Source organism: Streptomyces microflavus (assembly GCF_014650075.1).
Lineage (GTDB): Bacteria > Actinomycetota > Actinomycetes > Streptomycetales > Streptomycetaceae > Streptomyces > Streptomyces microflavus.
On sequence record NZ_BMUG01000003.1, the window covers coordinates 371309 to 393118 of the forward strand.

Annotated in this window: 22 protein-coding genes; 7 read left to right on the plus strand and 15 right to left on the minus strand. The window is 72.4% G+C overall.

The features are described from left to right. Positions 1–61: 61 nt before the first annotated feature. The 6 genes from IE264_RS10640 to IE264_RS10665 form a co-directional block, all read right to left on the minus strand. Positions 62–466 carry an SHOCT domain-containing protein gene (locus IE264_RS10640; RefSeq protein WP_015612771.1) on the minus strand — a complete coding sequence of 135 codons (405 nt, stop codon included), beginning with the start codon at positions 464–466 and terminating at the stop codon, positions 62–64. A gap of 86 nt (positions 467–552) precedes the next feature. Continuing rightward, on the minus strand, positions 553–1053 hold the full coding sequence (locus IE264_RS10645; RefSeq protein ID WP_032756840.1) for a nucleotide triphosphate diphosphatase NUDT15: 501 nt from the start codon (positions 1051–1053) through the stop codon (positions 553–555). A 138-nt stretch (positions 1054–1191) separates the two neighbouring features. Continuing rightward, complete coding sequence (locus IE264_RS10650) at positions 1192–2091, minus strand: hypothetical protein (protein ID WP_015612773.1); 900 nt, start codon at positions 2089–2091, stop codon at positions 1192–1194. Continuing rightward, positions 2088–3101 carry an SPFH domain-containing protein gene (locus IE264_RS10655; protein ID WP_015612774.1) on the minus strand — a complete coding sequence of 338 codons (1014 nt, stop codon included), beginning with the start codon at positions 3099–3101 and terminating at the stop codon, positions 2088–2090. Before IE264_RS10655 ends, IE264_RS10650 begins: the two co-directional genes overlap by 4 nt. 65 nt (positions 3102–3166) lie before the next feature. After that, on the minus strand, positions 3167–3964 hold the full coding sequence (locus tag IE264_RS10660) for an SDR family oxidoreductase (protein ID WP_032756837.1): 798 nt from the start codon (positions 3962–3964) through the stop codon (positions 3167–3169). Positions 3965–4291: 327 nt separating this feature from the next. Next, positions 4292–4921 carry a TetR/AcrR family transcriptional regulator gene (locus IE264_RS10665; RefSeq protein ID WP_032756836.1) on the minus strand — a complete coding sequence of 210 codons (630 nt, stop codon included), beginning with the start codon at positions 4919–4921 and terminating at the stop codon, positions 4292–4294. A gap of 160 nt (positions 4922–5081) precedes the next feature. Here IE264_RS10665 and IE264_RS10670 point away from each other — a divergent pair, with 160 nt between their 5' ends. Both IE264_RS10670 and IE264_RS10675 read left to right on the plus strand, forming a co-directional pair. After that, positions 5082–5981, plus strand: coding sequence for a phosphatase PAP2 family protein (locus IE264_RS10670; RefSeq protein WP_032756835.1), 900 nt, complete (start codon positions 5082–5084; stop codon positions 5979–5981). Further along, positions 5978–6958: a DMT family protein gene (locus IE264_RS10675; protein ID WP_032756834.1), complete on the plus strand. Its 981-nt coding sequence runs from the start codon at positions 5978–5980 to the stop codon at positions 6956–6958. The genes IE264_RS10670 and IE264_RS10675 overlap by 4 nt, the downstream gene beginning before the upstream one ends. A 43-nt stretch (positions 6959–7001) precedes the next feature. Here IE264_RS10675 and IE264_RS10680 read toward each other — a convergent pair whose 3' ends face one another. Continuing rightward, on the minus strand, positions 7002–7535 hold the full coding sequence (locus IE264_RS10680) for a PadR family transcriptional regulator (protein ID WP_032756833.1): 534 nt from the start codon (positions 7533–7535) through the stop codon (positions 7002–7004). A 68-nt stretch (positions 7536–7603) separates the two neighbouring features. Next, entirely contained in the window at positions 7604–9619 is a 2016-nt protein-coding gene (locus tag IE264_RS10685; RefSeq protein ID WP_032756832.1) for an NADPH-dependent 2,4-dienoyl-CoA reductase, read from the minus strand. A 204-nt stretch (positions 9620–9823) separates the two neighbouring features. Here IE264_RS10685 and IE264_RS10690 point away from each other — a divergent pair, with 204 nt between their 5' ends. Both IE264_RS10690 and IE264_RS10695 read left to right on the plus strand, forming a co-directional pair. Beyond that, complete coding sequence (locus tag IE264_RS10690) at positions 9824–10369, plus strand: DoxX family protein (protein ID WP_015612781.1); 546 nt, start codon at positions 9824–9826, stop codon at positions 10367–10369. Then, entirely contained in the window at positions 10366–10818 is a 453-nt protein-coding gene (locus tag IE264_RS10695; protein ID WP_190167623.1) for a DUF7144 family membrane protein, read from the plus strand. The genes IE264_RS10690 and IE264_RS10695 overlap by 4 nt, the downstream gene beginning before the upstream one ends. Here the strand turns inward: IE264_RS10695 and IE264_RS10700 are convergent. The 3 genes from IE264_RS10700 to IE264_RS10710 all read right to left on the minus strand — a co-directional run bounded on the left by IE264_RS10700 (position 10782) and on the right by IE264_RS10710 (position 14305). Continuing rightward, a complete protein-coding gene (locus IE264_RS10700) occupies positions 10782–12905 on the minus strand; it encodes an MMPL family transporter (protein WP_032756831.1) in 2124 nt (707 codons plus the stop codon). The genes IE264_RS10695 and IE264_RS10700 overlap by 37 nt on opposite strands. A 199-nt stretch (positions 12906–13104) precedes the next feature. After that, positions 13105–13620, minus strand: coding sequence for a MarR family winged helix-turn-helix transcriptional regulator (locus tag IE264_RS10705; RefSeq protein ID WP_015612784.1), 516 nt, complete (start codon positions 13618–13620; stop codon positions 13105–13107). 106 nt (positions 13621–13726) lie between these two features. After that, on the minus strand, positions 13727–14305 hold the full coding sequence (locus IE264_RS10710; RefSeq protein ID WP_015612785.1) for a fasciclin domain-containing protein: 579 nt from the start codon (positions 14303–14305) through the stop codon (positions 13727–13729). 556 nt (positions 14306–14861) lie between these two features. Here IE264_RS10710 and IE264_RS10715 point away from each other — a divergent pair. After that, entirely contained in the window at positions 14862–15704 is an 843-nt protein-coding gene (locus IE264_RS10715; RefSeq protein ID WP_190167624.1) for a DUF1206 domain-containing protein, read from the plus strand. A 9-nt stretch (positions 15705–15713) separates the two neighbouring features. Here IE264_RS10715 and IE264_RS10720 read toward each other — a convergent pair whose 3' ends face one another. After that, positions 15714–16295, minus strand: coding sequence for a DUF4383 domain-containing protein (locus IE264_RS10720; RefSeq protein WP_015612787.1), 582 nt, complete (start codon positions 16293–16295; stop codon positions 15714–15716). Between the two features lie 101 nt (positions 16296–16396). Next, the gene (locus IE264_RS10725; RefSeq protein ID WP_032756829.1) at positions 16397–17011 is read right to left on the minus strand and encodes an RNA polymerase sigma factor; all 615 of its coding nucleotides are present in this window, start codon (positions 17009–17011) and stop codon (positions 16397–16399) included. A gap of 135 nt (positions 17012–17146) precedes the next feature. On the opposite strand from IE264_RS10725, the gene IE264_RS10730 reads away from it, so the two are divergent. Beyond that, the gene (locus IE264_RS10730) at positions 17147–18193 is read left to right on the plus strand and encodes a MerR family transcriptional regulator (protein ID WP_032756828.1); all 1047 of its coding nucleotides are present in this window, start codon (positions 17147–17149) and stop codon (positions 18191–18193) included. Here the strand turns inward: IE264_RS10730 and IE264_RS10735 are convergent. Further along, positions 18180–19172, minus strand: coding sequence for a helix-turn-helix domain-containing protein (locus IE264_RS10735; RefSeq protein ID WP_032756826.1), 993 nt, complete (start codon positions 19170–19172; stop codon positions 18180–18182). The genes IE264_RS10730 and IE264_RS10735 overlap by 14 nt on opposite strands. 153 nt (positions 19173–19325) lie before the next feature. Here IE264_RS10735 and IE264_RS10740 point away from each other — a divergent pair, with 153 nt between their 5' ends. Continuing rightward, positions 19326–20384 carry a saccharopine dehydrogenase family protein gene (locus tag IE264_RS10740; RefSeq protein ID WP_032756825.1) on the plus strand — a complete coding sequence of 353 codons (1059 nt, stop codon included), beginning with the start codon at positions 19326–19328 and terminating at the stop codon, positions 20382–20384. A gap of 27 nt (positions 20385–20411) precedes the next feature. Here IE264_RS10740 and IE264_RS10745 read toward each other — a convergent pair whose 3' ends face one another. Beyond that, positions 20412–21617: a cysteine desulfurase-like protein gene (locus IE264_RS10745; RefSeq protein ID WP_032756824.1), complete on the minus strand. Its 1206-nt coding sequence runs from the start codon at positions 21615–21617 to the stop codon at positions 20412–20414. Between the last annotated feature and the right edge of the window lie 193 nt (positions 21618–21810).

The window sequence follows — 21810 nt, forward strand, 5'->3', positions numbered from 1 at the left end:
ACCCTCGCCCGCACGGTTCAGGCCAGGGCGGGGGAAGAATATTCCGGGTGCCGCCGCTGCCTCAGGCGAGGAGTTTCGCCTTCGCCCGCTCGTACTCGTCCGGGTTGATGGCGCCCTTGTCCCTGAGCTCGGCGAGCTTCGCCAGATCGTTCACATGGCTGGTGCCCGCCGCCGATCCCTCGCTGTTCGCCGCCTCCCGCACGTACTGCCGGAAGGCCGCTTCCGAATCCTTGGCCACCTTGGCGTCACGCTCCTGCATGCTGCGGCCCCGGACGATGAGGTAGACCAGCACGCCCAGGTACGGCAGGAGGATGACGAAGACCAGCCAGCCGGCCTTGGCCCAGCCGTTCAGCGAGTGGTCGCGGAAGAGGTCCGTGATCACCTTGAACAGCAGGAAGAACCACATGACCCAGAGGAACAGGTAAAGCATGGTCAGGAAGAGGTTCAGGAGCGGGTAATCGTCCATGGGGCCAACTCCGTTCGCGCGGATGGTCCCTTATTCATACGCCCTGTCCCTTTTCTCCGCATCCGTAGTCGGGACTCGGGCCCCGGTCAGCTCCGAGCCCCGTCGGCGGCGATCCGCAGGAGGTGGGCGGGCGGATGGGTGAGGCCGAGGTCCGGGCGCCAGGCCGTCAGGATCTGTGCCGACGGGTCGAACAGCGGCGTGGGCAGTTCCTCGGGGATGGTCCACCGCCAGGCGCTGATCAGATGGGGTTCGGTGACCTCGGGATCCCCGGAGCCCAGGCGGACGAGGGCCGCCATGCTGATCCGGTTGATCCCGCCGATCACGTCGTGGACCAGGGCGAAGACGTCCACCGCGCTCTCGTCCACGGCCAGACCGGTCTCCTCACGCAGCTCACGCGCGGCGGCCGCCGCGACCGACTCGTGCGTCGGATCGACCTTGCCGCCGGGCAGCTCCCACGTACCGCTGTGGTGCCTGCCCAGGAGTATGCGCCCCTGCCCGTCCTGGACGATCACGCCGACCCCGAGGGCCGCCTGCGCCGTGGGCGGGCGCGTGTTGCGGGCGGGGCCGTCGAGGGCATCGGTGGTCATGGCGCTGGGTCTCCGCTCTCCGGGATGTCTCTGGACCGGTCGTACGGAAACACCGTAACGACATCGTGGGACCCCCAGGACCGGATCGTGGGACACCCCTCAGGACCGGATCGTGGGGTACCTCAGGACTGGTTCCGCTCAGACGACCAGGCGCAGCGCGGTCGCCGAGATGCCCAGCCGTACGCTCTGTCCCCAGGTCAGCTCCAGGGCGTCGGACTCCATCCCGTCCCCGAAGACCACGATCCGGTCCGACTCCACGGTGAGCCGCAGCCCCTGGCCCCGGCCCAGTTCGCCGGAGACCAGGGATGTGCCGGTGGCGGGTGAGGGCCAGGCCTCGCGGACGAACCAGAGCAGCCGGGGGTCGCCCGGGGCGGGCAGGGGAGTGGTGCCGCCGCGCTCCAGCCAGAGCGAGCGCAGCCAGCCGGTGGCGCCCGTTCCGGTGCCGACGAGGACCCCGGAGGAGGCCTGGGCCTCGCCGGGGGCCTCTGTCGTGTCGGGGCCCAGCCGGTAGCGGGCCGTCTGGTGGCCGGGCGGGCCCAGGTAGATCTCGTTGAGCGCGACCAGCCGCTGGGTGTCGTCGGCGACCGCCTCGACCATGGTCAATGCGTCCACTGCGGATCCGGTGGCCGTCGCGGCGCGCAGCAGGGCGGCCGCGTCGGCGCAGCGGTGGCGGACCAGGACGCCGGGGTTGCGCCCGGGGTCGGTGTCGATGCCCACCACCGGCTGCCCGGACAGGTACTTCGCGGCGTTGGCGACCAGCCCGTCCTGGCCGACCACGACAACCACGTCCTCCGGAGCGAACAGGAACCGGTCCAGGTCGGCCCGCTCCACCCGGGACCTGCGCCAGGTGAGCGGCACGGCGGCCGCCACGTCCCGCAGGGCCTGCTGCGTACGTTCGTGGCGCCGGGACACCTCGTCGATCGAGCGGCCCCGGCTGGACAGGAAGAACGCGGCCTGCCCGTGCGTCCCGTGCCGGGCCAGCAGCTCCTCGTACTCGGTCCTGCGGTGTACGAGGACGGCCCGGGGTGCCAGGCTCACGCTCCCGCCCCGCCGTCCGGCCGGCCGAGCTTCGCGAGGAGCCCGGTGAGGATGTCGGGGGAGAGGGTCAGGCTCTCGATGCGCGGCACGTTCTCCGCGAGCCGGGTCGCCGCCAGGGCGTGCAGCGTGGCCGGATCGACCTCGCCATGCACCCGCAGCCAGGCGGCCTGGGCCTCCGCGCGCGCCGAACCCGTCTCGCGCGCCGCCTCGGCGTCCGCCCGGGCCAGGCGCACCTTCCGGGAAGCCTCGGCCTCCGTGCGTACGCCGTCGGCCGCGGCCTTCTCCTCGGCCTCCCGGCGTGCGTTGGTGCCGCGCTGGTCGACCAGCTGCTCCTCGCGCCGGGCGAGCTCGATCTGGCTGGCCAGCTCGTTCTCGGCGATGGTGCGCTCGCGCTCGACGGCCACGGCCCGCCGTTCGTAGGTGGCCCGGTCCGCCTCCTGCTGGATCTGCTCGCGCGCCGGGGTGCGCAGGGCGCGCTCGACCTCGGCCTCGGGGCGGATCGCGACGACGCGCACGGCCACCACGTCGATGCCGGTGGCCGGGAGCCTCGGCTCGGCGGCGAGACCGGTGGCGACCCGTTCACGTACCGAGGCGACCCCGTCCACGAGGGCGGCGGCGAGCGGGGTGCGGGCCAGGACGTCCAGTGTGTGCTGCTGCGCGGTCTCGGTGAGCAGGGTCGCGATCTGCTCCAGCGGTGCGCTGCGCCAGCTTCCGGTGTCCGGGTCCACGGAGAAGTCGAGCCGGTCGGCCGCCAGGGCCGGGTCGCTGACCCGGTAGGTGACGGTGGCCTGGACGGTGACGTCCTGGAAGTCCGCCGTACGGGCGTGGAACGCCATGGCCAGCTCCCGGTCGTCGACCGGCACCTCGGAGAGCGCCGCCGACAGCGACCGGTACCAGAAGCTCAGCCCCCGCCCGTCGTGGGCGAGCTCGCCGCGCTTGTGGTGGCGGATGTGGGCGGTGGGCGCGGAGCGCAGATGGCGCCAGCCGAAGCGCCGGGTGATGTCGGCCATGGGGTCCCCCTCGAACTCGAACTCAATCTCGTCACCACGACGATAAGGGGTGAAGGTGTAAATGGTCAAGGTGACGAGAAGGGGGGCTCGGGCTCTCCGCGGGCCAGCTCCCTGGCCGGGATCTCGCCGCCGCCGTGCACGGCCAGGTCGGCGCCGTTGACGTACGAGGAGTGCGGGCCGGCGAGCCAGAGGCAGGCGTGGGCCACGTCCGCCGGAACCGCCAGCCGTCCCATCGGGATGATGCCCGCCACCGCGGCCCCGTCGTCCTCGCCGTACAGCGCGGTGGCGTTCGCGGTGCGGATGAGCCCCGCGGTGATGTGGTTGACCCGCACCTTCGGCGCCCATTCCAGGGCCAGTGCCCGGGTCAGCCCGAGCAGCCCCGCCTTCGCTGCCGAGTAGGCGGCGGTGCCCGGCTGGGGGTCATGGGCGGAGACGCTGCCGATGTTGATCACGCTGCCGCCCTCCGGCTGCTCCCGCATGACCAGATTGGCTGCCTGGGCCACGTAGAAGGGGGCGAGGAGATTGAGGGCGACGACCTTCTCGACGAAGCGGGGGGAGGCGGTCGCCGCGTCGGCGTCGGGGGAGCCGCCCGCGTTGTTGACCAGGACGTCGAGCCGGCCGAACTGCTGGACCGTCGACGCCACCAACGCAACCGCCGCGGTGGGGTCCCGGACGTCCGTCGACAGGAAGGCGGCCTGCCGCCCGCCCGACGACGGCAGCGCGACGGGGGTGCTGCGCCCGCACACCATGACCTCGGCGCCCGCGGAGAGGAAGGCCTCCGCGATGGCGGCGCCGACGCCCTTGGTGCCGCCTGTGACGATCACCGCCCGCCCGGTGAAGTCGATCGGATTGCCCAGCTCCATGGTCCGCCCCTTGTCGGTGGCTCCTCGGTGCGCGGAGTTCTGTGCGTGTGAGGGCGGAATCTACCAATCGCTTGTTAGGTCCGACAGGGGTTTCCCGTGCTCGGAACACGGCCGGCCGGTGACCTCCGAAGAGATCACCGGCCGGCCGGGCGGTGCGCCGCCCCCGTCCCCACGGTGCGGCGCCGGGTGGACCGCCCCCATCCGCTGGGACGGACGGTCCACGTCTGTCGGGACGCGAGAGTGTGTCGCGTCCCCGTCTGTCGGGGCGCGGGGCGTGCCCGCGTCCACGTGTGCCGGGATGCGGGGGTGTGCCCGCGTCCGTATCTGTCAGGGCTCCCGTGTGTCCGCCGTGAGCCCGAGTCCGGGGAGGATCGCCCTCTCGACGAACCTGCTGAGATACGCCGCGTCCGCGTAACGCCCCTCCAGCAGCGGCCGGGCCCGCATCACGCCGAGCAACTGGGCCGCCACGTACTCCGCGCCCGGCAGGTCGGCGGCGATCTCGCCGCGCCCCTGGGCCCGCCGGACCATCGCGTCGATCGCCGCGATCTCCGGCACGATCAGCGCCTCGCGCAGGGCGCACAGCAGCTCGGGGCTCTGGAGCGCCGCATGGCTGAGCGCGTGCATCAGGGGGGTGTCGCGCCCCGAACCCTCACCGATCGCCCGCGCCGCCTCGCGCAGGTCGCCGGCGAGCGTGCCGGTGTCGATGTGCGAGAGCAGCATCCGCCGGGTGCCGTGCAGCGCGGCGACGACCAGCTCCGGCTTGGAGCCCCACTGGCGGTACAGCGTCGACTTGCCGCAGCGGGTGCGGGAGGCGACGCCCTCCATGGTCAGCGACTCGTAACCGCTCTCCCTCAGCAGGTCGAGCACCGCCGTGTAGAGCTCCTGCGCCCGCTCCGGTGTGATCTTCGACCGGGGCGAGGTGAGGGCTGACTCCTGGACGGAATCGGGCGACGGCATGGACTGTCCCTCCTGCGGCGGTGCGGCGAGGCTCTCGATACGCCAGTGTACCGATACGCGCGTGTACCGATACGCCGACGTATCGGTACACTGGCGTATCGATTCGGCATGGAGTTGGCCATGCCGTCCTGACACCGCTTCGCATCCAAGGGGGCACCGGGTGACGTACGCCCGCACCGAGCCCACGGACCAGGAGCCGGACATACGTGCCCGACCGCCCCTCGTCCGCGAGTTCCTTCTCGTGGCCGGACTCTTCCTGGCCTACAAGTTCGGCCGCCGGGCGGCCAACGGCCATGTCGAGGAGGCGTTCCGCAACGCCGGGAACGTCTGGGACCTCGAACGTGCCCTGCGCCTTCCGGGCGAGGGCGCCGTCCAGGGCGTGCTCCTGCACAGCCAGACGCTGATCCACGCGGCGAACACGTACTACGCCACCGTGCACTTCCCCGCCACGGTCCTCTTCCTGGTCTGGCTCTACTGGCGCCGCCCGCTCCACTACCTCTGGTCACGGCGGATCCTTGCCGTGCTCACCGGGGGAGCCCTCGTGCTCCACCTGCTCTTCCCGCTCGCTCCGCCCCGGATGCTCCCGGATGCCGCGCTCGTCGACACCGGCCAGGTCTACGGACCGACGGTGTACGGGGTGACGCCCGCCACCGACACGATGGCGAACCAGTTCGCCGCGATGCCCTCGCTGCACGTCGGCTGGGCCGTGATGGTCGCCGTCGGCCTGATCGTCGCCACCGGCTCCCGGTGGCGCTGGCTCTGGCTGCTGCACCCGGCGATCACGCTGCTCGTCGTCGTGGGCACGGCGAACCACTACTGGCTCGACGCGATCGTGGTCGTGGCGCTGCTGGCGGTGGCGTTCGCAGCGCTGCGCCTGCCGCGCGCAGCCCGGAACGTACCGGCGCACGTGCCTTGGCCGGTGGGTGACGGGGCAGTGCCCGGCGGAGGCGCGCACGTACCGGCGTACGCCGTCCGGCGCGCGGACGCGGCGGTGGATCCGTACGTCGTCGGCGCCGCGCATCCGGTTCGGACCCCCGCAGGTTCCGGAGCCGGCCGGTGAACGCCACGCTGATCGCCGTCGCGCTCTCCCTCGTCTCCGCCGGCGCCTACGCGGCCGCCGCCGTCGCCCAGTCCCGGCTGGCCGGACGCACCGACCCCTCCACCGGGATCCTGCGCCTGCTCGGCCGGGGAGCCTGGTGGTCGGCGGTCGGGCTGAACGCCGGGGGAGCACTGCTCCATGTCGCCGCGCTCAACTACGGCCCGCTCACCCTGGTCCAGCCGCTCGGCGCGCTCACGCTCGTGGCCGCCGTCCCGCTCGGGGCGCGCGCCGCGGGACGCCGTGTCGGGCGTACCGAGTGGCGGGGCACGGTCCTCACCCTGCTCGGCCTCGGCGCGCTGCTCCTGACCGCGGGCGGCTCCGCCCCGCACGAGACCCTCACCCTCCCCGAGGCCCTCGGCGTCGGCGCGGCCACCATGGCGGTCGTCGCCGGGCTCAGCCGGCCGGGGGCCCGCCCGGGGCTGCGGCACGCGGCGGCCTCCGGCATCACCTCGGGTGTCGCCTCCGCGCTCACCCAGACCCTCACGGTCGCCGGCACCGACCACTCCGGCGGCCCGCTGTTCAGCTGGCGGCTGCTGACGGTGGCGCTGCTCGTCTCCGCCTTCGCCATGGGCGGCCTGCTGCTCTCCCAGACCGCCTACCGGGGCGGCCTCGGCGCCCCGCTCGCCGTCGTCACCCTCGCCAACCCGGTCGCCGCCGCCGCGATCGGCCTGGCCCTCCTCGGCGAACGGCTCCAGGGCGGGCCGGTCAGCCTGGTCCTGGCGCTGCTCGGTACGGCGGCCGCCGTACGCGGGGTGATCCTGCTCAGCCGGGCCCAGGCACGCGCCACGGACCCGGGCGAAGTGGCCGCACCCCCGGTGCCGGTGGTGGATCCGGTTCCCTCCCGGGTCGTCATCGGCAGCCCCCGGCGCGCGGACGGTACGCCGCTCGGCGCGGAACCCCTCGCCGCCGTACGGGCGGGCGGTCCGAGCCACCCCTAGCCCGTACGGCGGCGAGGACCGGACGCCTTGCGGAAGGCGAGAGTCAGGGGGCGTCCAGCTCACCGATGGCGCGGGTCAGCCACCCGATCCAGAACGTCTCCAGGTCGATACCGCCCCGCAGCACCAGATGGCGCAGCCGCCCCTCATCCGTCGTCGGAGCGGGGGTGAAGTCCCGCTCCTCGATCCCGCGGTACTCCTCCAACTGGCTTTCGTGCAGCGCGAGATGGCGGCGCAGTTCCGCGCCCATCCCGTTCACTCCGACGACCGCCGCCGCCCGCATCCGCAGCAGCAGCGGATCCCGGACCGGCCGCGGATCCTCCGGGAGCGCCACCCAGGCCGCCAGTTCCTCGCGGCCCGCGGGCAGCACCTCGTACTCCTTCTTCTGCCCCCGGGCCGGTGCCGCCGCGGGCAGCGCCCTGATCTGTCCGGCCTGCTCCAGTTTTCCCAGCTCGCGATAGATCTGCTGGTGGGTCGAGGACCAGAAGTAGCCGATCGACCGGTCGAACCTGCGGGTCAGCTCAAGACCCGAGGACGGCTTCTCCAGCAGAGCGGTGAGAATCGCGTGCGGCAGTGACATGACGTGCATCCTAGGGACGAGGGCTCCCAGGCCTGAGGACTAGGGCTTTCAGGCCTGAGGACGAGGGCTCACAGGGCGGCGGCCAGCTCCGTGCCCTGGCGGATCGCCCGCTTCGCGTCCAGCTCGGCCGCCACGTCCGCGCCGCCGATCAGGTGGACCGGGCCGCCCGCCGCGCGCAGCTCCTCGTACAGCTCCCGGCGCGGTTCCTGGCCCGCACAGAGCACCACCGTGTCCACCGGCAGTACCCGCCGCTCACCGTCGACGGTGAGGTGGAGGCCTTCGTCGTCGATCAGGTCGTAGGAGGCGCCCGCGATCATCTCGACGCCCCGGTGGCGCAGTTCGGTGCGGTGGATCCACCCCGTGGTCTTGCCGAGGCCCGCGCCGACCTTGGTGGTCTTGCGCTGGACCAGGTGGACGGTACGGGGCGTCTTGGGGCGCTCGGGGGCACGCAGACCGCCGCGCTCCGCGTAGGAGGTGTCCACGCCCCACTGCCGGAAGAACGTCTCCGCGTCCAGGCTCGCCGCGTCGCCGCCGTCGGTGAGGAACTCTGCGACATCGAAGCCGATGCCGCCCGCTCCCACGATCGCGACCCGGTCGCCGACCGGAGCCCCGTCGCGCAGCACGTCCAGGTAGCTGACGACGTTCGGGTGGTCCGTGCCGGGGATCGCGGGGGTACGCGGCTCGACGCCGGTGGCGAGGACGATCTCGTCGAAGCCGTCCAGGGTTCCGGCGTCGGCCCGGGTGGAGAGGCGCAGTTCGACGTCCAGCTCGGCCAGTCGCGTACGGAAGTAGCGGAGCGTCTCGTTGAACTCCTCCTTGCCCGGCACCCGGCGGGCCACGTTCAGCTGTCCGCCGATCTCGTCCGCCGTGTCGAACAGGGTCACCGCGTGGCCCCGCTCGGCCGCCGTGACCGAGCACGCGAGACCCGCCGGACCGGCGCCGACCACAGCGACGCGTTTACGGGTCCGGGTGGGCGAGAGCACCAGCTCGGTCTCATGGCAGGCGCGCGGGTTGACCAGGCAGGAGGTGATCTGGAGGCTGAAGATGTGGTCCAGGCAGGCCTGGTTGCACCCGATGCAGGTGTTGATCGCGTCCGCGCGGCCGGCCGCCGCCTTGGCGACGAACTCCGGGTCGGCGAGGAAGGGCCTGGCCATGGAGACCATGTCCGCCCGGCCCGAGGCGAGGACCTCCTCGGCGACTTCGGGGGTGTTGATGCGGTTGCTCGTCACCAGCGGTACGGAGACGGCCCCGCGCACCTTCTCGGTCACCCAGGTGAAGGCGGCGCGCGGCACGGAGGTGGCGATGGTGGGGATCCGCGCCTCGTGCCAGCCGATGCCAGTGTTGATGATCGTGGCGCCCGCCGCCTCGATCTCCTTCGCCAGCGTCACGACCTCCTCCAGCGTGGAGCCGCCCGGCACCAGGTCCAGCATGGAGAGGCGGTAGATCAGGATGAAGTCGCTGCCGACCCGTTCGCGGACCCGGCGAACGATCTCGACGGGGAACCGGATGCGGTTCTCGTAACTGCCGCCCCAGCGGTCGGTGCGGTGGTTGGTGGCGGAGACGATGAACTCGTTGATCAGATAGCCCTCGGAGCCCATGATCTCGACGCCGTCATAGCCCGCGACGCGCGCCAGCTCGGCCGCCCGGACGAACTCCTCGACGGTCTCCTCGACCTGCTCGTCGGTCAGAGCGTTCGGGGTGAACCCGCTGATGGGGGCCTTGAGCGCGCTCGGTGCCACCAGGTCCGGGTGGTGTGCGTACCGGCCGAAGTGCAGGATCTGCATTGCGATCCGGCCGCCCGCCGCGTGCACCGCCGAGGTGATCTCCCGGTGCTGCTCCGCCTCCGCCCCGGTCGTCATCTTCGCGCCGCCGGGGAAGGAGCAGGCCCGCTCGCTGGGCGCGATGCCGCCGGTGACGATGAGGCCGACACCGCCCCGGGCGCGCTCCGCGTAGAAGGCCGCCATCCGCTCGAAGCCGCGCTCGGCCTCCTCCAGGCCGATGTGCATCGACCCCATGAGGACCCGGTTGGGGAGGGTGGTGAATCCGAGGTCCAGCGGGCTCAGCAAGGTCGGGTACAGGCTCATCCGGGGTCTCCTCCGCACAGGGTCGTCGCGTCAGTTGTAGACCACCCCGAGCAGGTTATGCAACAAGTTGCACAATGATCTGCGTCGCATGCCGGGCCTTGGGGCGCCCGGCCCGTGCCCCGTACGGCGTACTCGGCCGGGCCCGCCCGCCGCCTGCCGACGAGAGTGGGACCGCCAGCGAAACCCCTCACCCCGGGAGTCCCCATGGTCTGCGTCAACCGGCGTGATCTCGGTCTGCTCGCCCTCCGCGTCGGCACCGGCGCGGTGCTCGCCGCCCACGGCAGCCAGAAGCTGGCGGGCTGGTTCGGCGGCGGAGGCATCCAGGGCACCACGGCCGCGATGGAGGCCATGGGCTTCCACCCGCCGAAGCACAGCGCCGTGGCCGCCGGACTCGGTGAGGCGGGCGGCGGAGTGCTGCTGGCCCTCGGGCTCGCCACCCCCGCCGCCGGTGCCGCCGCCGCGGGCGCGATGGCCGGTGCGGTGGCCGTGCACGCCCCGGCGGGCTTCTTCGCCCAGGGCGGCGGCTACGAGTACCCGGCGTTCCTCGGCTTCACCGCCGCCGCCATCGGGCTGACCGGCCCCGGCCGCTACTCCGTGGACCATGTCACCTGCCACATCTTCGACCGGCCCTGGATGGTCGCCCTCGCCTTCGCCGGCAGCGCGGCCGCGGCGGTCGCGGTGGTCGGCAAGCGCGCCAAGGGGCAGTCCGGCGGGGAGCAGTCCGGCGAGAAGCAGGAGGCGGACCGATGAGCGTGGACCCGGGCCTGTACGACGGCACCTCCGGCCCGCCTCCGGCGCCCGACCCGGACAGCGCCTGGGTCACCGGAGGCATGCTGTTCGCCGGGGTGCTGATGCTCTGCCAGGGCGTCGTCGCGGCCCTCCAGGGCATCGCGGCCCTCGGCGACAGCGACATCTACGGCACCGTCGGCGACTACGCCTACCGGTTCAGCCTCACCAGTTGGGGCTGGATCCACCTGGCGGTCGGCCTCTGCGCGGCGATCACCGGTGCCGGGCTCCTCAAGGGTGCCGGGTGGGCCCGGGTGACCGGAATCGTCATCGCCTCCCTCGCCCTGTTCGCACAGTTCCTCTTCCTGCCGTACGCGCCGGTGTGGTCGGTGCTCATGATCGGCGTGGACATCTTCGTGATCTGGGCGCTGAGCGCCTACCGGCCCCCGGCCGCCGACCTCGTTGCGCGCTGACCCTCCGCGTCCTCACGGCTCAGCGCACCCGGCCACCAGGACTTCGGCCCGATGTCCCTGACCAGCGCGGGGACGAGGAGCGAGCGTACGACCAGGGTGTCCAGCAGGACGCCGAACGCGACGATGAAGGCGATCTGGACGAGGAACGCCAGCGGGATCACGCCCAGTGCGGCGAAGGTCGCCGCGAGCACGACGCCGGCCGAGGTGATGACCCCGCCGGTCGTGGTCAGCCCGCGCAGGATGCCCTCCCGGGTGCCGTGCCGCAGCGACTCCTCGCGGACCCGGGACATCAGGAAGATGTTGTAGTCGACGCCGAGGGCGACCAGGAACACGAACCCGTACAGCGGCACCGAGGAGTCCGTACCGCTGAAGCCGAACACATGGGTGAAGACCAGCGAGGAGATCCCCAGCGTCGCCAGGAAGTTCAGCGCGACCGTGGCCACCAGCAGCACCGGCATCAGCAGCGACCGCAGCAGGAAGACCAGGATCACCAGGATGATCGCCAGCACCACCGGCACGATCAGCATGCGGTCGTCCTCGGCCGTCCGCTGGGTGTCGTACTGCTGGGCCGTGTAGCCGCCGACCAGGGCGTCCGAGCCCGGCACCGCGTGCACTGCCTCGCGCAGGGCGGCCACCGTCTCCTTGGCGTCGTCGCTGTCGGCCGCGGCCTTCAGGGTCGCGTCGATCCGGACCTTGCCGTCGACGACCAGCGGTTCGCCGCCGGGCCGGCCGCCCTCGCTCACCGGCGCGACCGAGGCCACCCCGTCGGTACGGGTCGCGGCCTCGCTCACCTCGGCGAGTTTGCCGGCCGCCGCGATGATCACCGCCGGATTGCCGGAGCCGCCGGGGAAGTGCTCGCCCAGCGTCTCCTGGGCCGCCACGGACGGGGCGTCGTTGACGAAGATCTCGTCGAGCGGCACGCCCTTGGAGGTGAGGGTGGGGGCGAAGGCGGCACAGGCGATCAGGACGGTGAGGGTGATCGCCCAGACCTTGCGCGGAGCCCGGTCGACCAGGGCCGCGACCTTGCTCCAGATGCCGTGGCCGCCGGTCCCGTCCTCGGCCTGCCTGGGCTTCGCCGGCCAGTACGCCCTGCGGCCCAGCAGCACCAGGGCGGCGGGCAGGAAGGTGAGAGCGCTCAGCACCGAGCAGACGATGCCGATCGCGCCCACCGGACCGAGCGCCCGGTTGTTGGTGAGGTCGCTGAGCAGCAGGGCGAGCAAGCCCGCGGCCACCGTCGCGGCACTGGCCGTGATCGGGCCGAAGGACTCGCGCAGCGCGATCCGCATGGCGGTGAACCGGTCGCCGTGGACGGCGAGTTCCTCCCGGAACCGGGCGGTGAGCAGCAGTGCGTAGTCCGTCGCGGCGCCGATCACCAGGATCGACAGGATGCCCTGCACCTGGCCGTCCACCCGGACGATGTCGTGGTCGGCGAGCACATAGACGATCGCGCAGGCCAGCCCCAGGGCGAACACGGCACCGAGAATGATGAGGAAGGGCAGCAGCACACTGCGGTACACGAGCAGGAGGATCACGAGCACGGTGATCAGGGCCACCCCGAGGAGCAGCCCGTCGATGCCCGCGAAGGCGTCGGAGAGATCGGCCTGACTCGCGGCCGGGCCCGCGAGCTGCACAGTGGTGTCGGGTACGGCCGCGCCGGCCTTCTCGACCTCCTCCAGCACCGTCGGCAGCTCGTCCCCGAGGCCGGGGCTCAGCTGCACGATGCCCTGGAGCGCGAGACCGTCCTCGGAAGGCAGCGCGGGGGAGGCCTCACCGACGACACCCTCGGTGCCCGCGAGTGAGGCGAGAGCGCCGCTGGCCGCTTCCCGCTGCGCCTCGCTCACCGGTGTGCCCTCCTCCTTCGACGTCCATACGAGGATGGCCGGGAGGGTCTCGTTCTGCTGGAACGCCTTCTGGGCGTCGATGACTTGGGTGGATTCGGCGTTCTGGGGCAGGAAAGCGGCCTGGTCGTTGGTGGCGACCTCGCCGAGCTTGCCCGCGTACGGACCGAGCCCGCCGCCGATGCCGAGCCAGGCGATCAACAGGACGACGGGGACCAGCCAGCGGGCCGACCGTGCAGGGGTGAACATGCCTCTCCCGGGGTGCGAACAGTATCTCAACGGTGAACAATCTCAATCGTTGAAATAGATTAGCGGAGTGCTCGCACGGGGAGCCGGCCGGGCTCCTTCGGGGATGCCCGTCGGGGGCGTACGGGGAGTGCTGTCGGGAACGTACGGGGAGTGCTTCGGTGGGTCACCCGCTCATGGATGCACCCGGCGGCGGAAAATCTCAGCGCCGCGCCGGAGGAGCCTCGGCGAGTTCCTCGTTCATGGCGGCGAGGAAGCGCAGGACGGTCGTGAGCTCCGCCTCGCTGAACCGTGCCCGCGCCCGGGCGGTGGCCTCGGCGAGCGGCATGAAGTAGTCGCGGGCGGCCATCCGGGCGCTCGCCTCGTAGTGGATGTGCACCACCCGGCGGTCGGTGCTCTCCCGGGCCCGCCGGATGTGGCCGGCCCGCTCCAGCCGGTCGAGGCAGGCGGTCACCGCGCCCGAGGTGAGGCCCAGGTGCTCGCGCAGCCCGCCCGGGGTCATGGGGGCGGGCGCGTCGAGGATGGCGGCCAGGGCGCTCACGTCCGTGGGGTGCAGCTGCTGGTGCGCCGCGAAGCCGTGGGTCATCCGGTTGATCTCGCCGTTCATCCGGCGGAGCTCGACCGCGAACGCCTGGAGGCTCGCGGCGGATCCGGGTTCCGGGGCCGCCGCGGGTTCCGGGGCGCCGCTCCGGGTCGGTCGGCTGTCAGCGCTGGTCACGTCCTCAGCGTATAGAACCCGCGACCGTGGCCGGTGCCCGGACCTTCACTCGGTCCGGGCACCGGCCACGGGCAGGGGCGCCGTCACGGCGACTGCCCTGCTCCTGTCATGACGTCGGCATGAGCACCGTGTCGACCAGGTTGACCGTGGCGTTGGCCGTCGGCACATTGCCGCAGACGATCTTCGAGGAGTCGTTCACCGTGAAGTCGGTACCGGATCCCTTCACGGTGAGGTCGCTGCCCTGCAGGGTCTTGTACGTGCCGTCCTCAAGCTGCTTCGTCGTGAGCTTCTCGCCCACCACGTGGTACGTCAGCACCTTGGTGAGCTCCTCCTTGTCGTTGAGGAGCGCGTTGAGGTCCGCCTGCGGGATCTTCTCGAAGGCGTCGTTCGTCGGTGCGAACACCGTGATGTTCTCGGCGTTGTTGAGGGTGTCCACCAGGCCGGCCTTCTGCACCGCGCTGACCAGGGTGGAGAGTTCGGGGTTGTTGGAAGCGGCGGTGGCGACCGGGTCCTTCGCCATGCCCTCAAGGCTGCCCGCCCCCTCCTTCGGGACGGAGGCGCAGGCCGGACCGAACGGTTCCGCTGGGGCCTCGGCCTGCGCCGACGGCGCGAAGAACGCCATGGAGGCGGGGAAGGCGAGCGCGGCGGCGGCAGCGGCGGTGCGCTGCAGTCGGGTGATGGTCATGATGTCTCCTCCGGCGGGTGGGGTGAGATATTCGCGCCGTACGGGCACTGGGCTCCGTAATTCCAGTAGCACACAGAAGGTGATCCGGGTCAAATTCTGGGCCCGCCGGTAAAAGTAATTCGGTGACAATTTTCTGACGCTGGTAAAAGCCTCTCCGGGAGGCGCCCGTACTGTCGGCGGGTGCCTGCCGACCGGTGCCTGCCGACCCGGTCCGCGTGGGGTTGGGCCAGGTTTCGAAGCAGAAACGACGCGAGAGGCGCAGCGGGAGGATGTCCGGCACTGTGGAGCCGTGGATGGCCCTGACCCCAGGGCGGTATTCGGTCGGCAGCGGTCGGATGTGAGTGATCGATCGTCGTGATATCGACCGTACGGTAAAGGCTCTGCGTATTTACGGAAAAGACGCGCGAGTCGCATTTATCGCCTGCCGTGCATTTCGCGAAATAGAACCGCGCCCTGTGGCCGGTCGTTCCGGGAAGCCATGGTCACGGCTGGGTCGTCGTCGGCCGGGCCCGTTCAGGCAGGAGTTGATCCGCCGGACCGGGGCAATCGGCATGGCATGAATACCCGTTCAGTAGCATCCCAGGGGCGCGGCCAGGCCGAGCGAGCCGCCAACAGCAAGGCGATGGAGGTCGGAGCCCGTGCCGGGTTCGCGGCCCGAGGGCTGATCTACGTCCTCGTGGGCGCCCTCGCCCTGCAGATCGCGTTCTCCGGAGGGGGCGGCAAGCAAGCCGACCGGGGCGGCGCGATAGCCGAGATAGCCGAGAAGCCGTTCGGCATGATCGTGTTGTGGCTGCTGGGCATCGCCCTGATCGGCATGGCCCTCTGGCGGCTGTCCGAGGCCCTCTTCGGCCAGGCCGGCCCGGACGGCGACAAGCCCACCAAGCGGGCCATGGCTGCCGGACGCTTCGTCTTCTACGGTTTCGTCGCCTACTCCGTCCTGTCCTTCGCCGCAGGTGACTCGGGCAGCGGCGGCGGCTCGTCCGACCAGCAGTCGCAGGACGTCACCGCCAAGGCGCTGGGCTGGCCCGGCGGCCAGTGGATCGTCGGCATCGGGGGCGTCGCGATCGCCTGTGCCGGTATCTGGATCGCGGTCCGGGCCATCATGCGGAAGTACCACAAGCACCTCAAGATGTCGGAGATGTCGCAGAAGGTGCGCCGCGCGGTCGACTTCACCGGAGTCTTCGGCGGCGCGTCGCGTGGTGCGGTCTTCGCCACCGCGGGCGGGTTCGCCATCGCCGCGGCGGTCAAGCACAACCCCGATCAGTCCAAGGGGATGGACGACACCCTGCGCTCCTTCACCCAGACCCCCGTCGGCCCGTGGCTCCTGGTGGTCATAGCCCTCGGCCTGGTCGCCTTCGGCGTCTTCTCCTGGTTCAACGCCCGCTACCGCAAGGTCTGAGCGGGGCCGTCAGGCCCCGGGCAGCCGGGGCCCGGTCTCCCGGGTGACCGGCCGCGCACCCGCGCCGCCGGTCAGCCGGGGAGGCCCGCCGGCCGCCGCTCCCCGGCGGGCCTGGTCCTCACGGGCGGCCTGCTCCGGGTGGCGGCTGCGCCAGTACGGGTTGTCGTGCGGGAGCCCGCCGGTGACCCGCCCGTACATCCCGAACGTCAGGATCAGCAGCCCCATCACGAAGCTGAAGATCACGTTGGACATACCGAAGTCCAGGATGTTCGCGCCCTTGTCCAGGATGAAGATGTGGACGAACCCGCTGAGGAGGAAGAGCGAGCCGACCGTCATGTTCACCATGGACGCCACGTTTCCGCCGATCACGGCCCCGGCGATCAGCACCAGGCCGACGACGACGGAGATCAGGCTCAGGAGGCCGTTCGTCGACAGCCCGGCCACCTGCGTGCCGCTCGTGTCGAAGAAGCCCAGCTGGTTGGTGAAGCCGAGGATTCCGAAGACCAGCAGGATGGCCCCGCAGAGCCCCGCTCCGATCCGGTACACGGCCGCGAGCCGGTGGTCCACGGGGAGTTCGTCGCTCAGTTTCATTGCCGTCTCCTGTCGGTGGCTGATGCGAGAGCCCTCACGGGCCCTGATATCCGCCCCCCATTCCGTGCGCGGTCCGTGCGGCCCCGCTTTCCCCCGCCGCGTCACTCCACCGGGGCGGAGCTCTCCGTCACGGAGCGCCGGATGCGCAATATCGCGCGTCTGGCGTGACTCTTCACTGTGCCCAGCGGCAGGCCGGTCCGCTCGGCGATCTGGACGTGGGTGAGGTCGTCGAAGAACGCCAGACGGAGAATGTGCCGCTGGACCGGGGGCAGCTTGCGCAGCTCCTGCGTCACCAGCACGCGGTCCAGCGCGGCCTCCGGCCGTTCGGCCGGACCGGGGACGCCGGACCCCTCGCGCGCCGCGTGGGCCGCAGCCAGCTCCGTACGCCGGGAACGGGCGGCGTGGGCGTCCGCGATCTTCCGGCGGGCGATCCCGACCAGCCAGCCCGGCAGCGGGCCCCGCACCGCGTGGTAGCCGTGACGGCCCCGCCACGCGGCGAGGAACGTCTGCTGCGCCACGTCCTCGGCCTCCCGGGCGTCCCCCAGGGACCGGGCCGCCAGCGAGTACACCAGGGCGGCCCACCGGCGGTACACCAGGGCGAAGCTCTCCTCGTCGCCGCGCACGAACCCCGCCGCCAGCCGTTCCGACTCGGCCCGGTCCTCGGCCGGGGAAGGCACCGCGGCCACCGGGCCGGCCGGGCTCGGGAGAGCCGTCATGTCCGTCCGTCCTCTCCGCTCCGCCACCGGTGGGCCGGTCGCCCCGCCGATCTCCGGGCGACCTGTGATCTCCAGGCAACCGGGCGGCGCCGAGCCGGGCAACATGCATCGTTTCTGCGTCGTATGGTGGGCGGTATGGACGACGCGGTCGGCACGCTCACCCGGGGAACAGCCGAGGGGGGCCTGACCACCGGGGCGGTGGCCCGGCTGCTGGGGGTGGCGCCGACGACCCTGCGCTCGTGGGACCGCCGTTACGGGATCGGCCCGGCCTCCCGCGAGGGCGGCCGGCACCGGCGGTGGACGTCGGCCGACATTGGGCTGCTGGAGTGCATGTGCGGCCTGACGAACGCGGGAATGCCCCCGGCCGAGGCCGCCCGCGCGGCCCTGGCCGCCGCCTCCCGGGACGCCCCTGCCCGGCCGGACGAGCCGATGAGCCGCAGCCGGACGCCGTCCTCCCGCACCCCCGGAGCGTCTTCCCCCACCCCCGGAGCGTCTCCCCCCACCCCCGGAGCCTCCTCCCACGCCCCCGGAGCGCTCCCGGTCGGCCGGGCACGACGGGAGTGCCGCGGGCTGGCCAGGGCGGCCGTCCGGCTGGACGCGCAGGCCATGGACGAACTGCTGGACGCGGCCATCGACAAGTACGGGCTGCTTGCCGCCTGGGAGTCGGTCATCATGCCGACGCTGCACGCCGTCGGCCGTAAATGGGAGACCGTCGGCGAACGGTACGTCGAGGTCGAGCACCTCCTGTCCTGGCACGTCTCCAGCGCGCTGCGCCGGGCCGCGGCGCAGCGCGCGCCCACGGCCGGTTCCGGCGTCTCCCTCCTCGCCTGCACCCCGGGCGAGAGCCATACGCTGGCCCTGGAGGCGCTCGCCGCCGGACTGGCCCAACAGGGCCTGCCCGTCAGGATGTTCGGCGCCGCTCTGCCGGTGGAGGCGATGGAGGAGGCGGTGCGCCGCACAGGACCCGCCGCCGTCGTGCTCTGGGCCCAGTCCCGGTCCACCGCGAGCCGCGCTCTGGTGGTGCGGGTGGAGTCCATCGAGTGGGGTGTACGGGGTGCCCGCAGGCGGCCGGCCGTCCTGGTCGCCGGACCGGGCTGGGCCGGGCAGTTGCCCTCCCGGGCGCTCCATCCGTCCGGCCTGACCGAGGCGTTGGACGTGCTCGCGGCCATCAGCCGACGATGACCCCCTTTTCCCCGGGGAGTTCGCCGTCCGGGGCGGGGCGGCTCCGTGCGCGGAAGGTGCGGCGGTAGGCGTCCGGCGGCACCCCGACCGTCCGGTGGAAGTGGCGGCGCAGGGTGGTGGCGGTGCCCATGCCGGTGGCCGTCGCGATGGTGTCGACGGTGTCGTCCGTGGTCTCCAGCAACTCCTGGGCGTGGCGGATCCGTTGGGTGAGCAACCACTGCAACGGGCTGGTGCCGGTGACCGACTTGAAGTGGCGGCCCAGATGACGTGAGCTCATCCGCGCCTGCCTCGCGAGGTCCTCCACGGTGAGCGGCCGGTCCAACCGCTCCATCACCCAGGGGAAGAGCTCGGCGAGCGGATGGTTGCCCGGCGCGGGGACCGGGGTGGTGACGAACTGGGCCTGTCCGCCGTCCCGGTGGGGCGGCACGACCAGCCGGCGGGCGAGGCTGTTGGCGATCGCCGAGCCGTGGTCGAGGCGGACGAGGTGCAGGCACAGATCCATGGCGGCGGCCTTGCCCGCGGAGGTGAGCACACTGCCGTTGTCGACGTAGAGCACGTCCGGGTCGACCGTCACCCGGGGATGGCGCTCGGCCAGCACCCCGGTGTGCGCCCAGTGCGTGGTGGCTCGTCCGCCGTCCAGCAGACCGGCGGCGGCCAACACGAAGGCGCCCGTGCAGAGGGAGGCCACGCGTGCGCCCGCCTCGTGGGCCGCGCGCACCGCGTCGACCAGCTCGGCGGGCGGCGGCCGGTCGATGTCGACCCAGCCGGGGACGATCACCGTGTCGGCGCCGACGAGGCGGTCGAGCCCGTGGTCGGGCTCCAGCAGGAACCGGCCGGCCCGCACGGCGCCCGGCCCGCAGAGCGAGAGGCGGTACCAGGGGTCCGCCCCGCGGGGCGCGTCGGATCCGAAGACCTCGCACGCCAGGGCCAGTTCGAAGGGCAGCATGCCGTCGGTGACGGCCAGCGCGACAGCGGTCATGTCCGAAAGTGTACGGGGCGTGGCGTTCCGGACCGTCGCGGTGGGCGGCCTGCCCTCGCCAGGATGTCGGTGACGGATCGCAGCGAACCGGCGAACCGGGTGGGCCCACGGAACGGTGGGCCGGCGGGCCGTTCGCGTAACAGGGGAGAACTCATGGGATCGGGCCAGATGGTGGCGGTGTTCGGTGCGTACGGGCACACCGGGCGGTTCGTGGTGGCGGAGCTGAGGGAGCGTGGCTTCCTCCCGATCCTCACCGGCCGCGACGCCGACAAGCTGAAGGCGCTGGCGTACGGGACCGGGTCGGCCACCCGTACGGCGTCGGCCGACGACCCGGCCTCGCTCGACCGCGCACTGGCCGGTGCGGCAGCCGTCATCAACTGCGCCGGGCCCTTCGCCACGACGGCAGCCCCCGTGATCGAAGCGGCCCTGCGGGCGAAAATCCCCTATCTGGACGTGGCGGCCGAGATCGAGGCCAACCGCGACACCTTCGCGCACTTCGTCGGCCGCGCCCGGGACGCGGGAGCGGTGATCGTCCCGGCGATGGCCTTCTTCGGCGGCTTCGGCGACCTGCTGACCACTGCGGCGATGGGTGACTGGGCGGCGGCCGACGAGGCGCACATCGCGTACGGACTGAGCAGCTGGCACCCCACCGCCGGGACGCGTACGGCGGGCGCGGTCTCCCGGGAGCGCCGGGGCGGCCGGCGCATCGTCCACACCGGCGGGCGGCTGGAGTACCGCGACGACGCCCCGCCGGCCCTTCAGTGGCCCTTCCCCGACCCGATGGGCCTCCGGCCGGTCATCGGGGAGTTCACGATGGCCGACGTCGTGACCGTACCCAGCCATCTGGCCATCCCCGAGGTGCGCACCTACATGACGGAGGAGGCGGCCCGGGACCTCGCGGCCCCGGACACGCCGTCACCGGCGGTGGTGGACGGACGCGGCCGGTCCGGCCAGACGTTCCTCGTCGACGTCGTGGTGCGCTCGGGCGGAGCCGAACGGCGGGCCGTGGCCCGGGGCCAGGACATCTACGCCGTCACCGCGCCCCTCGTGGTGGAAGCGGTCGACCGCGTACTGACCGGACGGACCCGGGTGGCCGGAGTCGCCTCGGCGGGCGAGATCTTCGACGCGCCCGACTTCCTCCGCGCACTGTCCCCGCACATCACCGTGGAGTTGTCCGGCTTCCCGGCCGAGGGGCGGTCAACGACTCCTTGAGCCGCCCCCTGCGGCCCGCCGTCCCCGTCAGCGCAGGAAGTCCGCCAGCCCCGTCAGCAGGCGCTCGACGTCGTCCGTGTCGTTGTACGGGGACAGCCCCACGCGCAGGCCGCCGTCGTCGCCGAGGCCCAGGTGGCGGGAGGCCTCCAGGGCGTAGAAGGAGCCGGCCGGGGCGTGGACGCCGGAGCGGGCGAGGAAGCGGTACGCGTCCGAGGCGTCCCGGCCCTCGAAGGTGAGCAGCAGCGTGGGCGTCCGGTCGGCCGCCCGGGAGTGCACCGTCACCCCGCCCAGCTCGCCCAGCGCCTTCTCGGCAAGCTCCAGCAGGGCGCTCTCGTGGGCGCCGATCGCCGCGTAGGCGGACCGCAGCCGGTCCCGACGCCCGGCCGTCGCGCCGCCGATGCCCAGGTCCGCGATGAAGTCGACGGCGGCTCGGGTCGCCGCCAGTGCCTCGTACGGGAGCGTGCCCAGCTCGAAGCGCTCCGGCACGGCGTCGCTGGACGGCACCAGCTTGTCCGGCCGCAGGGTTTCCAGCAGCTCGGGGCGGGCGGCGAGCACACCGTGGTGGGGGCCGAAGAACTTGTAGGGCGAGCAGACGAAGAAGTCGGCGCCGAGCTGCTCCACATCCACGAAGTCGTGCGCCGTCAGGTGCACCCCGTCGACGTGGAACAGCGCACCGGCACCGTGGACCAGCTCCCCTATGGCGGCCACATCGGGGCGGGTGCCGATCAGGTTGGACGCCCCGGTCACCGCGACCAGCCGGGTCCGCTCGGTCAGCAGCGCGCCGACGGCCTCCGTGGGCAGCTCCCCGGTGGCCGGGTCGAACTCCGCCCACCGCACCACCGCACCGGCCCGCTCGGCCGCCTGCACCCAGGGGCGGATGTTGGCGTCGTGGTCCAGCCGGCTCACCACCACCTCGTCCCCAGGCTCCCAACTCCTCGACAGGATGCGGGAGATGTCGTACGTGAGCTGGGTCGAGCTGCGTCCGTGGACGATGCCGCCCGGGTCCGCGCCCAGCAGATCCGCCAGCGCCCGTCTGAAGTCTCCGACGATCGTCTCGGCGTGGACCTCCCCGGGCAGTGTGGCGCCCCGGATCGACAGCGGCCGGCTCAGCGCCTCGGTGTAGGCGGCGATGACGGGCGCCGGGGTCTGTGTGCCGCCGGGGCCGTCGAAGTGCGCCGTACCGGCCCTGAGGGCGGGAAACTGCGCGCGCAATGTGCTGACGTCGTACGTCAAGGGGACTCCCTCGCTCTGGGCGCCCGGGGCCGGGTGACGGTCGTGGCGCCGACAGTCCGTCGCCGCGGCTCCGCCCGGGGCGGGTGCGCGGTTCGGCGCCGATCATCGCAGGGTGTCCCCACCGGTGAAAGGACGCCTCGCGCCGACCGGTACGCGGGCGCACCGCCCCGGCCGGCCGTGCGCCGCCGCGCAC